This window comes from Brucella sp. GW823-FHT04E01, assembly GCF_058796175.1.
Window position 1 is genome coordinate 205,912 of sequence record NZ_JBXAIK010000002.1, and the last position, 13,957, is coordinate 219,868.

The window sequence follows — 13,957 nt, forward strand, 5'->3', positions numbered from 1 at the left end:
TCAGATGACCGTCGTGGCGACACGGTTCTCGATCGCGCGCACAAGGTTGAGCGCGGTCATTTCAGACGATTTCGGGTTGGTCGCAAGCGGACCATTTTCAAAACGCAGATGCATCCGACCGAAATCGCCTTCGGCAATGATCTCATGCGTGTTGAGACGCGCTGCCGGGTCTGCAACCAATGTGACACGGGTACGATCAAGACCAATCCCTGCGAGTGAAGTAATCACCGCGACATTGGCATTTTGCGGAAAAGCATCGGCTGCCTTGCGGGCCGTATCCGTGAAGAAGACCGTGGCCTCACTGATTTCATCGAGCGGCACCAGCTGGGCAGCCTGCGTCCCCGCCCATGCTTTTGCAGGCTTGATGATGCGATGCTCGACACTTTCAATCGAAAGCCGGCTTGCAGCCGAAAGCGCATCAATGCCGCCCAGCGCACCGGGTGGGATAATAAGCTTCGTGCCGCTGGCCGCAGCCGCATCCTTCAGCCTTTGAAACAGGGCATCGTCGACGAAAGCCGATGTCGATGAAACCGCAAAATCCATTCCGGCGGAAAGCGCCGCCTCGCCCCACAGCAAGACGCTGGGGCGACCTGCCGCTTCCACCACGAGACTTGCGCCGCTGGCTGCAAGCTCGGCAGGATTTTCGATAAGCACGGCACCCGCAGGCAATCCGTCACGGGATGCCGACCGGTCACGCACCGCCACCGCGCCGATCCTTACTGGACTTTTCCGCTCGGCGAGAAGGTCCGCAACCCGCTTGCCGATAGCGCCCCATCCAACGAGGACGATCGTCTCAGATCCCGACATAAGCATGCACCTGCTCACGGTCGCGTTCGAGATCGGCACTCGTCCCGCGCCAGACCGTTCGGCCTTTCTCGACAATATAGTGGCGATCCGCCAACTTCTTCAAAACCGCGATATTCTTATCGATCAGAAGGATCGACTGGCCCATTTCGCGCAATTGCATGATGCAATGCCAGATTTCCGTGCGGATGACGGGGGCAAGCCCTTCCGTCGCTTCATCGAGGATCAGAAGATGCGGGTTCGTCATCAATGCACGCCCGATGGCCAGCATCTGCTGTTCGCCACCTGAAAGCGTGCCCGCCGTCTGATCCGCCCTCTCCTGCATGCGCGGGAAAAGCGCATATATCTTGGCAAGATCCCATGGCGACTGTCGCTTGCAGCGGTTGGATGCGGTTGCGACCAGATTTTCCCGCACGGTCAATGTCGGGAAAATCTGTCGGCCCTCCGGCACAAGACCGACGCCAAGGCGTGCCACTTTTTCGGGGCTGTAGCTGGTCGTGTCGCGCCCCGCGATCTGGACCTGTCCCCCTTTTGGAGCGAGCAGACCCATCAATGTGCGTATGGTGGTGGTCTTGCCCATGCCGTTGCGGCCCATGAGGGTGACCAGTTCCCCTTCATTCACCTCCAGCGAGACGTCGAACAATACCTGAGAATGGCCATAGGCGGCCTGAAGTCCTTCGATTTTCAGCACAGTTCCTCCTCCCCGCCGAGATAGGCTTCCCGCACAGCTTCACTTGCCCGAATGTCTTCCACCGTACCTGTGAGGATGAGGCGACCATAGACCAGCACCGATATGCGGTCAGCGAGCGCAAACACCGCCTCCATATCGTGCTCGACGAGCAGCATCGAAACCTTGCCGCGCAGCCCCTGCAAAAGCTCGATCATTTCCTGGCTTTCGACATGGCCGAGACCAGCCATCGGTTCATCGAGGAGCAGAAGCTTCGGCTTTCCGGCCAGCGCCATCAGCAGTTCCAGCTGCTTGCGCCCACCACTCGACAGATCGCCTGCAAGCTTCTCCGGGTGATTGGCCAGACGGCTTCCGGCAAGGATTGCATCAACCTCACGCCAGATGGCGCTGCGGCCTTTCAGACTGTCGAGAATCCGGAAATTGTGCCCCTCGCGCGCCTGCACCGCCATCGCGATGTTCTGGCGCACACTCATATCGTTCAGGAGCGTCGATATCTGGAATGTGCGTCCCAACCCGCGCCCGACACGCGTTGCTGCGGGTAGATTGGTGATATCTTCACCCATCAGGCTGATCGTCCCCGATGTGGGCGTCAGCTCACCACACAGCTGGTTGATGAGCGTGGACTTGCCCGCTCCGTTCGGGCCGATCAGGGCATGGATATGCCCTTCCGTGACGTCGAGCGTCACATGATCCGTCGCGACCAGTCCGGCAAAGCGCTTCACCAGATCGCGGACCTGCAATATCGTCGTCATGCGGGCACCTCAACTTTCCGGTCTTTGCGAAACGGACGGCAAAGCGCGCGCCAGCCGCCGACAATGCCGCCCTTGGTTCCCAAAACAACGACGAGCAGAATGATGCCCATGGCAAGCTGCCAATGTTCAGTCCAGGAGGCGAGATAGGTCTGCAGGATCAGGAAGGCGGCTGCTCCCCAGATCGGCCCGAAGAACGTGCCGACCCCACCCAAAATGACCATCACCATCAACTCGCCCGATTTGGTCCAGTGCAGCGTATCCGGGCTTGCAAAACGCATAAAGATGGTGAGAAGCGCGCCAGCCAGACCAGCGCCCATTCCGGCAAGGACAAAGCCGTAAAGCTTGTAGCGATAGGTTTCGATCCCCATGGCCGTCATGCGCCGCTCGCTCTGGCGAATGCCGGAAAGCACCGCGCCATAGGACGAATGGACAACCCGCCACAGGAAAGCGAAATACAGGATCATCGAAACGAGGATGACATAATACATCGTCGTCTTGTCACGCAGGCTGAGGCCGAAAAGATCATTTGCCCGGCGCACGATGATACCGTCTTCGCCGCCATAGGTTTTGAGCGAAACGAAGAGGAAGAACAGCATCTGGGCGAAGGCGAGCGTAATCATGATGAACTGCACGCCGGAAGTGCGCAGCGCCAGCGCACCGATGACCAGCGCGGCAAGACCTGCCACCAGCATTGCCGCCGGAACGGTGATCAGAAACTGGTCGGAACCCGGAATGAAGCCGAAAAGCAATGTCTCTTCCGCGTGGTGGAAATAAAGGATACCCACGACATAGGAGCCGATCCCGAAGAAGGCGGCATGACCGAAGGAAACCATCCCGCCATAGCCGAGGATCAGATTGAGGCTGGCCGCGGCGATGGCATAGATCATGATTCGGGCGACAAGGCTGGATGCAGCCGTCTGCCCCAGCGCTTCGGCCCCGAAGGGGAAAAGTGCAAGCGCCACGCAGCCGAGGAAAACAAACAAAATACGATATGACATGATTCAGGCTCCCACCGGAAAGAGGCCTCTCGGGCGGAACAGAAGAACGATGGCCATCAGCAGATAGATGCCCATGGACGCAATGCCCACGCCAAGCGCGTCAGCTTCGGCCCCGGCCATGAATTGACGCAGAATGGAAGGCAGAAAGGCGCGCAGGCAGGTATCGATGATACCGAGCGAAATACCGGCAATGAAGGCTCCCTTGATCGAGCCAACGCCGCCAATAACCACGACCACGAAGGTGGCAAGCAGGATTTGCTCGCCCATACCGACCTGAACGGCAAGGATCGGTCCGGTCATGAATCCTGCAAGACCCGCAAAAGCCGCACCAAGCGCAAACACCAGCGTATAGAGCAGACGGATATCCACGCCGAGCGCGCGGACCATATCGCGGTTGGTCGACCCTGCCCGAACCAGCATGCCGATGCGGGTGCGGTTGATGAGCAGATAAAGACCACCGGCAACCAGCAGGCCAGCCACAATGATGAGCAGCCGGAACGGCGGATAGCTCAGGCCTGAAAACAGTTCGATCGGCTGCGAGAGCGATGCAGGCAACTGCGTGAAAATCGGTTGGCGGCCAAAGATCAGCACGGTCAGCTCATTGAAAATCAGAATGAGCGAAAAAGTCGCCAGCACCTGATCCAGATGATCGCGCTGATAGAGCTTTCGCATGACGCCAAGCTCGATCACGATACCGGCAATCGTCGCGGCCAGAATAGCTGCGGGCAAGCCCAACCAGAAATTCCCGGTCTGCACGGCCACCCAGGTGCCGATGAAAGCGCCGATCATATAGAGCGAGCCATGAGCGAGGTTGATGACGCCCATGATCCCGAAGATCAGCGTCAGCCCTGCTGCCAGAAGGAACAACATGACGCCGTAGAGAAGGCCATTCAAAAGTTGCTCGAAGATGAGTGTCATTGGAGGAAACGACCTTCATGAGAAATGAAAAGAAGCGTGGCGCGCACTTTCGCGCGCGCCGGACGGTGGCTGTCAGAGCTTGCACTCTGCAGAATAGGAATCACCGTAATTTTCGATCAGCTTCTTCTTGATCCTGGTGGTCGGGTTGCCGTCCTCGCCCTTGACGACATCAAGGAGATACCAGTCCTGCAACGGATGCTGGTTCGGACCGAAGGCAAAATTGCCACGCACGGACTGGAAGTCAGCCTTCCGCAGCGCTTCGCGCACCGCATCGATATCGTCAACGCCGCCGGTCTGCTTCAAGGCAGAAGCAATCAGGCGAGCCACGTCGTAGCCTTGCGTGCCGTAATAGGTCAGAGGCCGGTCAGGATAAGCGGCTTTCCACTTTGCCACGAGTTCCTTGCTCGCCGCATTGTCCATATCCGGGCTCCAGTGGCTGGTGGCCATGATTCCGACCGAAGCGTCACCCAGTGATTTGAGGATCACAGCATCGCTGGACGGTTCGGAAAGAACCATCGGAATCTTGCCGAGAAGGCCTGCCTGCTGATACTGGCGCATAAACGCAATGCCCATGCCGCCTGGATGAAACTGGAAGACCACATCTGGGTTTGCGGCGCGAATTTGCGCCATCTCAGCCGAATAGTCGGTCTGGTCGAGCTGGGTGTAGATTTCACCGACAACTTCGCCCTTGAACCGGCGCTTGAAGCCAGCCAGCGCATCCTTGCCTGCCTGATAGTTCGGCGCAAGAATGAAGGCGCGCTTGAACCCTTCCTGTTCCGCAGCAATGCCCGATGCCTCGTGGAGCGAGTCATTCTGCCAGGAAACCACGAAGTAATTCGCATCGCAGCCCTTGCCCGCCATGTTCGATGGCGCGGCGTTGGCGCTGATATAGATACTGTCATTATCGATGATGTCCGGCACGGTTGCGCCGGCTACATTCGAGAAGATGATGCCGGTAAAAAGCTTGACGCCGTCTTCCGACATGAACCGCTCGGCGATCTGTCGTCCGTTGCCGGGCTTGGCCGCATCGTCCTCGACCTTCAGTTCAACCGGCACACCGCCGAGTTTGCCGCCTTCGGCATCGATGGCGAGCTTCATGCCATCGCGCACGTCCTGACCGAGATAACCTCCCGGACCTGACAAGGTCGTAATCACGCCAATCTTGACCGGTTCAGCAGCAGCAGCACCGGTCGTCAGCCCCGCCAGCAGGCCGATCATCAGGAGTTTGTTTTTCATTTCATTTCCCCTTGTCTTTTTATGGATGGGTGCCCGGCAGTTCCGCCGGGCATGCCTCGTCAGAGCGCAACCCAGCCTTCCGGCGGGTTCTTGCCGGGGTGGACGGTATTGCAATGTGGGCAGGTCCGCAGTTTCTCATCGTTGTAGAAAGCAGCGTAAAGCGGCGGCAGATCGTCGACGATGGATTCCAGATCCACTTCGGCGCGATGAACGAGACCGCTGCATTCGAAGCAATACCATTCGACGGCATCGAGAACGCCTTCAGGACGGGCCGGTTCGATCACCAGACCGATGGAACCTTCCTGCGGGCGCTGCGGCGAATGACGGATATGCGCCGGCAGAAGGAAGATATCGCCTTCGCGGATCGGCACGTCGTAAAATTCGCCCGTCGACGTGTCATGCAGCTTCAGCAGCATGTCGCCCTTGAGCTGGTAGAAGAACTCTTCGACCGGATCGTCGTGGTAATCGGTGCGCTTGTTCGGGCCGCCAACGACCGTCACCATCAGGTCCGCGTCCTTGAACACCAGCTGATTGCCGACAGGCGGCTTCAGCAGGTGCTTGTGTTCATCGATCCATTTCTGGAAATTGAAAGCGCTGAGTTTTGTCATTCTTGTTCCCCTTTTCGGTTCGATCAGGACAGTTTGAGACCGCAGCTATCAAATGCCTCCCGGATTGCCCGTTTTTCAGCGTCGGTCAGCTCAAGCATCGGCGCGCGAACAGGTCCACCAACCTGGCCGAGCAGCTCCTGCCAGTATTTTTGATGCGAAGTGGGCTTTTCAGCCGGTCGCGTCGACTTGAAGGCATGACGGACAGGCTCGAGGCTCTGCCAGACGGCGCGCGCCTCGGCCTCTTTGCCCGCAAAGGCCAGGTCGGTATAATCGCGCATGCGGCGATCAACCTTGGTCTGCAGCGTGTAGGGCGGTGAAGAGCAGAGATAGAGCTGCCAGCCCAGTTCGAGAATATTATCCAGCCATTCGTCTTCCGATGCGGTCGAGACCAGAATGCGGTCGCCTGCAAGTTCCGTGAGCTTGCGATACATGTCGCGTGGGACCGAATATTTGATCGCGACGACGGTTTCTATATCGGCCAGACGATTGCAGAGCTCAGGGCTCATCAGATAACCGCTATCCGGATGCGACCAGAGTGCAAGGCCGATATCCACCTTGGAGGCAATGGTTTCATAGTAGCGCAGCAGCGTTTCGTCCTGCGCACGCAGGAAATGCAGAACCGGTGCATGGACGACGATATAGTCCGCGCCGCAGGCCTGCGCATGCTTGGCCAGATCGATAACCACATCCATGTTCTGGTCCGAGCAGGACATGATTGTCTGCGCCTTGTCACCTACTGCCGAGACAGCCAGATCGAACATGCGCTTGCGCTCGTCAACCGACATCGAGAAGAATTCGCCCTGCTTTCCCGCGACGAAAAGTCCGTCAATGCCCAGATCGTTGATCCAATGGTCGACATTCTTGCGAAAGCCGCCTTCATCGATCGATCCGTCCTGATTGAAAGGCGTGTTTGCCGCAGCCCAGATACCGCGCATCGTAGCGCGCGAATGGGCCTTGGCGTTCTGACGGTCATACTTCATCGGAATCCTCGCTTCGGGGCGGGTCACTCCAAACCCGCGTCTCCCTGATCGAGCCTGACTTTCTTTCATTCGAGAAGTCTTGTAAGTAGAATATATTCATAAACAAAAACTCATAAGTGAGCCGATGCGTCCCACTCTCCGCCAGATTGAATGTTTTCAAGCCGTGGTCGAACTGGGAAATTTTTCCCGCGCAGCCGAGCGTGTCAGGACGACCCAGGCCAATCTTTCCCACACGATCCGTGATCTGGAAACGGTGCTGGACGCGCGGCTTTTCGACCGGACGACACGGCGCGTCAGCCTGACGGATGCAGGACGTGCCTTTGCCGAAGGTGCGCTTGCCGGTCTTGCCGAAATTGACCGCGCCGCCGAAGTCGTGCGCGATCTGGGGAAATTGCGGCGCGGTCAGGTCAGCATCGCAGCCCCGCCTTTGCTGTGCACGACGGTGCTTCCTCATCTGGTTCGCCGCGTGGCTGATGAACACCCCAACCTCGTCATCAAGATCGAGGATGTCGGGCCTGAAATCGTCATCGAACAGGTTCGCAACGGGCGTTGCGACCTCGGCGTTGGCACGTTTTCCGGTGAAGATTCCGACGTCGAAAGCCAGATGGCACTGCGCGATCAGCTGATGATTTTCGTGTCGCCCCATCACGATTTCGCCGGGCATGAGCAGGTCCGTTGGGCAGAACTCGACGATCAGCCCATCATTACGCTTACCCAGAAAAGCAATATCCGGCTTTTGACGGAAATCGGCTTCGAACAGGCAAAACTGGCGCTTCGACCGCATATGGAGGTCAACCAGATTCACTCGGTGTTGTCGCTGGTCGAGGTCAATGCCGGTATCGCTGTTCTACCCGCCTATGCCTTTACCGCGCTGCGCGGTCGCGGCATCGTGGCCCGCCCCCTGACGGACCCGGCCATCGTGCGCGAGGTGCGCCTTATCACGCCCCGCGACCGCGAACAGTCTGCAGCCACCGTCGCCGTACGATCCATCCTGCGAAACCTGCTGCGTCAGATGATCCCCGAAATTCCCGGAACCGGCAGCGCCAGTTAAACCACTTCTACGCATGCCTCCCGAGCCTTTTGAGCTTGCTTCACGAGCCTTTGCGCGTTCAAATGCTGCCGCACCGCTGTTTAGAATCATCTGAAAAAGTCGATACTGAACAACCCGTTGAAGGTCGGTCGCGTCGCAAGCAAGGGAATGCAGCCTCATGAATACATACGGAAAACTATTTTCAGCCGCGCTGGTTGCGGCTGCGCTCAACAGCACGGCGGTCGGACAGGTCTTTGCCAAGACGTTGATCTATTGCTCCGAGGCATCTCCTGAAATGTTCGATGCGGCGCAAACGACATCCGGCGCCGTGTATGACGCGTCGGCGCGCAATGTGTCCAACGGACTTATCAAGATCAAGCGCGGCTCAACGGAACTGGAACCCGGCCTCGCGGAAAGCTGGGACGTTTCTGCCGACGGCAAGGAATATACGTTTCACCTGCGAAAGGGCGTGAAGTTTCACACCACGAGTTTTTTCACTCCCACGCGTGAATTCAATGCAGACGATGTGATCTTCACGTTCGACCGTCAGGGGAACAAGGACAATCCCTACTACAATCAGGGTACATGGCCGCAATTCGGAGCTTATTCCTTCCCGTCGCTGATCGAGAAAATCGAAAAGATCGACGATCACACGGTCAAGTTTGTGCTGGCGCATCCCGAAGCGACGTTTATCTCGACGCTGTCGCTGACATTCGCCGTCATTCAGTCCAAGGAATATGCCGACAAGCTGGTCGCCGAAGGCCACATTGCGGAGTTCAGCCAGCAGCCAGTCGGAACCGGCCCTTATCAGTTTGTCGCCTATCAGAAGGATAGCGCCATCCGCTATCAGGCCAATCCCGACTACTGGGCGGGCAAGCAGAAAATCGACAATCTCATCTTTGCGATCACGCCGGATGCGGCAGTGCGCTATCAGAAACTGAAGTCGGGCGAGTGCCATGTCATTGCCGCTCCCAATCCCGCCGATATTGCGGAGATGAAGAAAGACCCGGCCGTCGAAATGCTGCACAAGGAAGGTTTGAACCTGTCCTTCCTAGCCTACAACACCCAGCAAAAACCGTTTGACGATGTGCGTGTCCGCAAGGCGCTGAACATGGCAGTCAACAAGGCTGCTATCATCGATGCAGTGTATCTCGGCTCTGCGGTCGCTTCGGTCAATCCGCTCCCGCCCAGTGTCTGGGGCTACAACAAGAACGTCAAGGACGACGCTTACGATCCTGAACAGTCGCGCAAGATGCTCGATGAAGCGGGCGTCAAAGACCTGAAAATGAAGATCTGGGCCATGCCCGTGCAGCGGCCCTATATGCCGAATGCGCGCCGTGCAGCCGAGCTCATTCAGTCTGACTTCGCCAAGGTGGGGGTAACGGCGGAAATCGTCACCTATGACTGGGGCGAATATCTCAAGCGTTCGCTGGATAAGGACCGCGATGGTGCCGTCATGCTTGGCTGGACCGGTGGCATTGCCGATCCCGACAACTTCCTCGCCGCTCTTTTGAGCTGCCAGGCCATCGGCAGCGCCAATCGCGCAAACTGGTGCGATCAGGACTTCGAGAAGCTCATTCAGGCGGCCAAGCTGACCACCGATCAAGCCGAGCGCACCAAGCTCTACGAGCAGGCGCAGGTCGTGTTCAAGGAACAGGCTCCCTGGCTGACCATTGCTCATCAGATTGTCGAGCAGCCGATCAGCAAGAAAGTCAAAGACTTCCGCATCGATCCCTTTGGCGGCTATCTGTTCGAAGATGTCGACGTCGAAGAATAGGCTTCGTCCTCCGCCGGTTTGATGACCGGTGATGAAATTCTGGGTAGCGGGCATAGAGCATAATCCGACCGGAGTGAAACGAGGATCGATAAGATTATGCTTTGGAAAGAAAGTTTAGAGCGCCGATCTGATTGAATCAGATCGGCGCTCTAAACGCCCGCTATTCTTCTTTGGTTCTCGGATCAAATCCGGGCCGATTCCGACCAATAACCGAGAAAATATAATGGATATCGTAGACCGCTTTCTAGCCTATACCCGCATCAACACGACCGCTGTGCCGAATGCAGGCAACCTCCCGTCGAGCGAGGGACAAACCGATCTCGCAAAGTTGCTCGCCAGCGAAATGCGCGCCATGGGTATGGATGTTGAAGAGCGTGACCACTCGATTGTTGTCGGCACATTGCCTGCCAATGTCTCGAATGCCGATCAGCAGTTTCCGACGATTGCATGGGTCGCCCATCTCGATACGTCCGGCGAATATACGACCGATACCCGTGCTCATGTGGTCGATTATCGGGGCGGAGATATCCTGCTCAACGAAACGACCGGTGCTGTCATGCGGCTTGCCGAGTTCCCGGAGCTGGAACGTTATGTCGGGGACCAGATCATCGTGACGGACGGCACCAGCCTGCTCGGCGCCGATAACAAATCTGCCATTGCCGAGGTCATGCATGCCATGCAGATCCTGACCACGCATCCCGAAATCGAGCACGGCACGGTCAAGGTTGTTTTCGTTCCCGATGAGGAAATCGGATTGCTCGGAGCCAAGGCGCTCGACGTCGCGTCCCTGAACGCCGATTTCGCCTATACGCTCGACTGCTGTGCGGTTGGCGAGATCGTGTATGAAAACTGGAACGCCGGTGAATTCCGCCTCACCTTCAAAGGCCAGCCAGCCCATCCGATGTCGGCCAAGGGCAAGCTGCGCAATGCCATTCTCTACGCCCAGCAATTCATTGCCATGATGCCGGGCGGCGAACGCCCAGAATATACGGAAGGTACCGAAGGCTATTATTGGGCCAAGGGCATTCAAGGAACAGTCGCCGAGACCAACCTGATCATCGACATTCGCGATTTCACGAAGGACGGTTACGAAACACGTCGTGCATTCATCGAAAACCTCGCCGCAAGTTTCAACCAGCTTCATGGCGAGGGCACGGTTCATGTAGACTACAAGGCTGTCTACCGGAACGCTGCCGAGAGCCTGGAAGGCGAAAATCGCTATCCGGTCGTTCTTGCCCTTCAGGCCATGAAGGCAATAGGCGTGACACCGACACCGCTGCCGATGCGCGGCGGCTATGACGGTGCGGTGCTGTCCGAAAAAGGACTGCCATGCCCGAACCTGTTCTGCGGCGCGCACAACTTCCACTCGATTTACGAGTTTCTACCGGTCGGTTCGCTTAACAAAGCCTCCGAAATGGTCATCGAAATACTGAAGAGCGCACGGATAACCGACAAAAGCATTGGTTGATCCGACACAGACATTGAGGAGACGTGAATTCATCTCGTCTCCTCGCTCTGTCTATGCCTTCGGCCACCGGCAAAGCGGTTCTGTTTTAGAGCATTTCCTGTTTTGATTGAATCATTAGAAATGCTCTATCTGTTTGTTTTTACGCATGTCTCCCGAAACCGGTTCCCACTTTCGGGAGACATGCTCTAGTATCCTATTGCAGCACCAGCGACGGCACGGCTGTCGATAGCGCCGTAATAGCGGTTGTCACCACCCTTTTCGATTGCTGCCATATCCTTGCCGCCGACAAGAATGCCAGCTGCCTCGCCCCAGACCGGCCAGTCAGCGTCTTCCCCGACCGTATAGCCCATGCCGGTCAGCAACCGGATCGTATCCGGCGAAAGCGCGTTCGCTTCCATATAGACCCGATCCGGCAGCCACTGGTGATGGATGCGCGGGGCATCGATAGCCTCCTGAATGTCCATGCCGTGATCGATGACATTCATGATCGCCTCAAGCGTGATCGTGATGATGCGCGAACCGCCGGGGCTGCCTATGACCATGAACGGCTTGCCATCCTTCGATACGATAGTCGGACTCATTGAGGACAACGGTGACTTGCGCGGTTCGATGGCATTGGCTTCGCCTTGTATGAGACCATAGAGATTGGCCACGCCCGGCTTGATGGTGAAGTCGTCCATCTCGTTGTTGAGGAGAATTCCGGTGCCCTCAGCCACCTTGGCCGTGCCGAACGATCCGTTCAGCGTATAGGTCACGGCGACAGCATTGCCGTCCTTGTCCACGATGGAATAATGTGTGGTTTCGTTGGACTCCTTGAATTCAGCTGGCTTCAGCGCCTCGCTGACACCAGCGCGATAAGGGTCGATACGACTGCGAATTTCTGCAGCATAGGCCTTGCTGGTGAGCTTCTCGATCGGATTGTCAACGAAATCAGGGTCGCCCAGCGCCGTGTTGCGGTCCACATAGGCGTGGCGCATCGCTTCCACCATCAAACGCGTGGTTTCCGCGGAACCATACCCCAGATAGGAAATCGGGTAACCCTCAAGCACGTTCAGGATTTCACAAATGATCAGTCCGCCCGAAGAAGGCGGCGGCGACGAAACGATGTCATAGCCGCGATAGCTGCACTTGACCGGTTCGAGCTCACGGACCTTGTATTCTTCGAAATCGGCCTTGGCGAGAATGCCGCCATTCTCCTTGCTCGATTTGACAATCAGATCGGCGATATCGCCCTGATAGAAGGTCGATGGCCCCTTTTCCGAAATGGCCGAAAGCGACTTTGCCAGATCCGGCTGGACAAGCCTCTCGCCCAACGGAATCGGTTTTCCGTCTTTCAGGAAGATTTTCGCCGCCGCCGGGTCTTTCGCCAGTCTTTCATTGCCGTCAGCAAAGGAGAGAATATCGCCCAGTTCAAGCGTAAAGCCATCCTTGGCAAGTTTCAGTGCCGGGTCGATCAGCTCCTCGCGCTTGCGGGTGCCATATTTTTCGCGTGCTTCCTCAAGGCCAGCCACCGTGCCCGGCACGCCGATGGCGAGATAGGTTTCAGTGCTGGCGCCTTCGACCGGCTTGCCATCCTTGTCCAGATACATGGTCTTGGTGGCGGCGAGCGGCGCACGCTCGCGAAAATCAAGAAAGGTGCTCTTGCCGTCCTTGAAGCGGATCGTCATGAAACCACCCCCGCCGAGATTACCGGCAGTCGGATAGACAACCGCTAGTGCATAGCCGACAGCGACAGCCGCATCGACGGCATTGCCACCGTTCTTCAGCACATCGATACCGACTTGCGACGCAAGATGCTGGGCCGTAACCACCATGCCGTTCTGGCCTTCGGCCGGGGCTGGCGATGCCGCATGAGCCGATGGCAGATGGCCTGCAACGGCAATGACAGCGGCAAGGGAAAGCGATTTCAGTCTGTAATGCTGCATGTCTTTCCTCCCATGTGTTCTCCCGGACGGGAGTCCCGACAACAACGTCCGCAATATCTTGCGCAAAAGCAAGCGTGAGAAATTCTATCCAGCCGAACTTGCGGATAGAGCGCTAAGAGATGATAATGCGAAGTATTCGGTTCAGATGCTGCTGGAGTTGCAGCCGAACCCGAAGCCCTAGCCAGTTCCTTCCGGAACACTCTGGCCATTCGGGCTGTATTTCCATTCCATTTCTGATGATGCGATCTCACCTTGCAGGAGAAATCCATGACCTATGCTCAATGCGCATGCGGAAATCTGACAGTAACGCCCCACGGGCCACCGCAATTGACGGCACTGTGCCACTGCTTCGCCTGTCAGCGGAGAACAGGTTCGCCATTCAGTGCAAATGCCTTCTATGCGATAGACTGCGTTGAAATTTCAGGCGCATCGACAGAATTCATTCGGACGGCGGAAAGTGGCCGCAAGGTCCGGATGCATTTTTGCCCGGCTTGCGGCTCGACTGTCTATTGGCTGCCTGATGCGGCCCCTTCCGTAATCGGCGTGGCAGTTGGCCTTTTTGCCGATTCGGCTTTTGCCCAGCCCACCCTATCTGTATTCGAGCAATCGAAGCATGAATGGGTGTTCCTTGATGAAACGATGGAGCACTTTCCACGTTTGCCGGAGAACGACTAGAGCATGTCTCTCGAAAGAGGAAACCGGTTTCGGAATAAAGACGTGCGTAAAAACAAACGGATAGAGCATTTCCTATGATTCAATCAAAACAGGAAATG

At 57.1% G+C, this 13,957-nt stretch carries 13 protein-coding genes; 4 read left to right on the top strand and 9 right to left on the bottom strand.

Annotation, left to right across the window (positions count from 1 at the left end):
* The 8 genes from AC1RHM_RS06455 to AC1RHM_RS06490 all read right to left on the bottom strand — a co-directional run bounded on the left by AC1RHM_RS06455 (position 1) and on the right by AC1RHM_RS06490 (position 6,984).
* Positions 1-807 (bottom strand): aspartate dehydrogenase, encoded by an 807-nt coding sequence (locus AC1RHM_RS06455; RefSeq protein ID WP_029928733.1) that lies wholly within the window; start codon positions 805-807, stop codon positions 1-3.
* On the bottom strand, positions 794-1,495 hold the full coding sequence (locus AC1RHM_RS06460; RefSeq protein ID WP_012093676.1) for an ABC transporter ATP-binding protein: 702 nt from the start codon (positions 1,493-1,495) through the stop codon (positions 794-796). The genes AC1RHM_RS06455 and AC1RHM_RS06460 overlap by 14 nt, the downstream gene beginning before the upstream one ends.
* Positions 1,489-2,244, bottom strand: a complete 756-nt coding sequence (locus tag AC1RHM_RS06465) for an ABC transporter ATP-binding protein (RefSeq protein WP_029928730.1) — start codon at positions 2,242-2,244, stop codon at positions 1,489-1,491. Before AC1RHM_RS06465 ends, AC1RHM_RS06460 begins: the two co-directional genes overlap by 7 nt.
* The gene (locus AC1RHM_RS06470) at positions 2,241-3,242 is read right to left on the bottom strand and encodes a branched-chain amino acid ABC transporter permease (protein WP_010660593.1); all 1,002 of its coding nucleotides are present in this window, start codon (positions 3,240-3,242) and stop codon (positions 2,241-2,243) included. The genes AC1RHM_RS06465 and AC1RHM_RS06470 overlap by 4 nt, the downstream gene beginning before the upstream one ends.
* 3 nt (positions 3,243-3,245) lie before the next feature.
* The gene (locus tag AC1RHM_RS06475) at positions 3,246-4,160 is read right to left on the bottom strand and encodes a branched-chain amino acid ABC transporter permease (protein WP_010660592.1); all 915 of its coding nucleotides are present in this window, start codon (positions 4,158-4,160) and stop codon (positions 3,246-3,248) included.
* A gap of 72 nt (positions 4,161-4,232) precedes the next feature.
* A complete protein-coding gene (locus tag AC1RHM_RS06480; RefSeq protein WP_010660591.1) occupies positions 4,233-5,396 on the bottom strand; it encodes an ABC transporter substrate-binding protein in 1,164 nt (387 codons plus the stop codon).
* A 59-nt stretch (positions 5,397-5,455) separates the two neighbouring features.
* On the bottom strand, positions 5,456-6,004 hold the full coding sequence (locus AC1RHM_RS06485) for a 3-hydroxyanthranilate 3,4-dioxygenase (RefSeq protein WP_010660590.1): 549 nt from the start codon (positions 6,002-6,004) through the stop codon (positions 5,456-5,458).
* A 23-nt stretch (positions 6,005-6,027) separates the two neighbouring features.
* A complete protein-coding gene (locus AC1RHM_RS06490; RefSeq protein WP_029928726.1) occupies positions 6,028-6,984 on the bottom strand; it encodes a dihydrodipicolinate synthase family protein in 957 nt (318 codons plus the stop codon).
* Positions 6,985-7,108: 124 nt separating this feature from the next.
* Here AC1RHM_RS06490 and AC1RHM_RS06495 point away from each other — a divergent pair, with 124 nt between their 5' ends.
* From AC1RHM_RS06495 to pepT, 3 genes are all read left to right on the top strand, one after another.
* Positions 7,109-8,035, top strand: coding sequence for a LysR family transcriptional regulator (locus tag AC1RHM_RS06495; protein WP_010660588.1), 927 nt, complete (start codon positions 7,109-7,111; stop codon positions 8,033-8,035).
* Positions 8,036-8,192: 157 nt separating this feature from the next.
* Positions 8,193-9,791 (top strand): ABC transporter substrate-binding protein, encoded by a 1,599-nt coding sequence (locus AC1RHM_RS06500; RefSeq protein WP_029928723.1) that lies wholly within the window; start codon positions 8,193-8,195, stop codon positions 9,789-9,791.
* A 223-nt stretch (positions 9,792-10,014) separates the two neighbouring features.
* Positions 10,015-11,259 carry a peptidase T gene (gene pepT, locus AC1RHM_RS06505; RefSeq protein ID WP_029928721.1) on the top strand — a complete coding sequence of 415 codons (1,245 nt, stop codon included), beginning with the start codon at positions 10,015-10,017 and terminating at the stop codon, positions 11,257-11,259.
* A gap of 185 nt (positions 11,260-11,444) precedes the next feature.
* Here pepT and ggt read toward each other — a convergent pair whose 3' ends face one another.
* Positions 11,445-13,184 carry a gamma-glutamyltransferase gene (gene ggt, locus AC1RHM_RS06510; RefSeq protein WP_166942382.1) on the bottom strand — a complete coding sequence of 580 codons (1,740 nt, stop codon included), beginning with the start codon at positions 13,182-13,184 and terminating at the stop codon, positions 11,445-11,447.
* A 267-nt stretch (positions 13,185-13,451) separates the two neighbouring features.
* Here ggt and AC1RHM_RS06515 point away from each other — a divergent pair, with 267 nt between their 5' ends.
* Positions 13,452-13,859 carry a GFA family protein gene (locus AC1RHM_RS06515; RefSeq protein WP_166942384.1) on the top strand — a complete coding sequence of 136 codons (408 nt, stop codon included), beginning with the start codon at positions 13,452-13,454 and terminating at the stop codon, positions 13,857-13,859.
* Positions 13,860-13,957 lie beyond the last annotated feature (98 nt).

Excerpts from the sequence above, each read along its gene's own strand:
- AC1RHM_RS06455 (WP_029928733.1), bottom strand. The coding sequence starts at position 807 with ATGTCGGGATCTGAGACGATCGTCCTCGTTGGATGGGGCGCTATCGGC.
- AC1RHM_RS06465 (WP_029928730.1), bottom strand. The coding sequence starts at position 2,244 with ATGACGACGATATTGCAGGTCCGCGATCTGGTGAAGCGCTTTGCCGGA.
- AC1RHM_RS06470 (WP_010660593.1), bottom strand. The coding sequence starts at position 3,242 with ATGTCATATCGTATTTTGTTTGTTTTCCTCGGCTGCGTGGCGCTTGCA.
- AC1RHM_RS06475 (WP_010660592.1), bottom strand. The coding sequence starts at position 4,160 with ATGACACTCATCTTCGAGCAACTTTTGAATGGCCTTCTCTACGGCGTC.
- AC1RHM_RS06480 (WP_010660591.1), bottom strand. The coding sequence starts at position 5,396 with ATGAAAAACAAACTCCTGATGATCGGCCTGCTGGCGGGGCTGACGACC.
- AC1RHM_RS06485 (WP_010660590.1), bottom strand. The coding sequence starts at position 6,004 with ATGACAAAACTCAGCGCTTTCAATTTCCAGAAATGGATCGATGAACAC.
- AC1RHM_RS06490 (WP_029928726.1), bottom strand. The coding sequence starts at position 6,984 with ATGAAGTATGACCGTCAGAACGCCAAGGCCCATTCGCGCGCTACGATG.
- AC1RHM_RS06495 (WP_010660588.1), top strand. The coding sequence starts at position 7,109 with ATGCGTCCCACTCTCCGCCAGATTGAATGTTTTCAAGCCGTGGTCGAA.
- AC1RHM_RS06500 (WP_029928723.1), top strand. The coding sequence starts at position 8,193 with ATGAATACATACGGAAAACTATTTTCAGCCGCGCTGGTTGCGGCTGCG.
- pepT (WP_029928721.1), top strand. The coding sequence starts at position 10,015 with ATGGATATCGTAGACCGCTTTCTAGCCTATACCCGCATCAACACGACC.
- ggt (WP_166942382.1), bottom strand. The coding sequence starts at position 13,184 with ATGCAGCATTACAGACTGAAATCGCTTTCCCTTGCCGCTGTCATTGCC.
- AC1RHM_RS06515 (WP_166942384.1), top strand. The coding sequence starts at position 13,452 with ATGACCTATGCTCAATGCGCATGCGGAAATCTGACAGTAACGCCCCAC.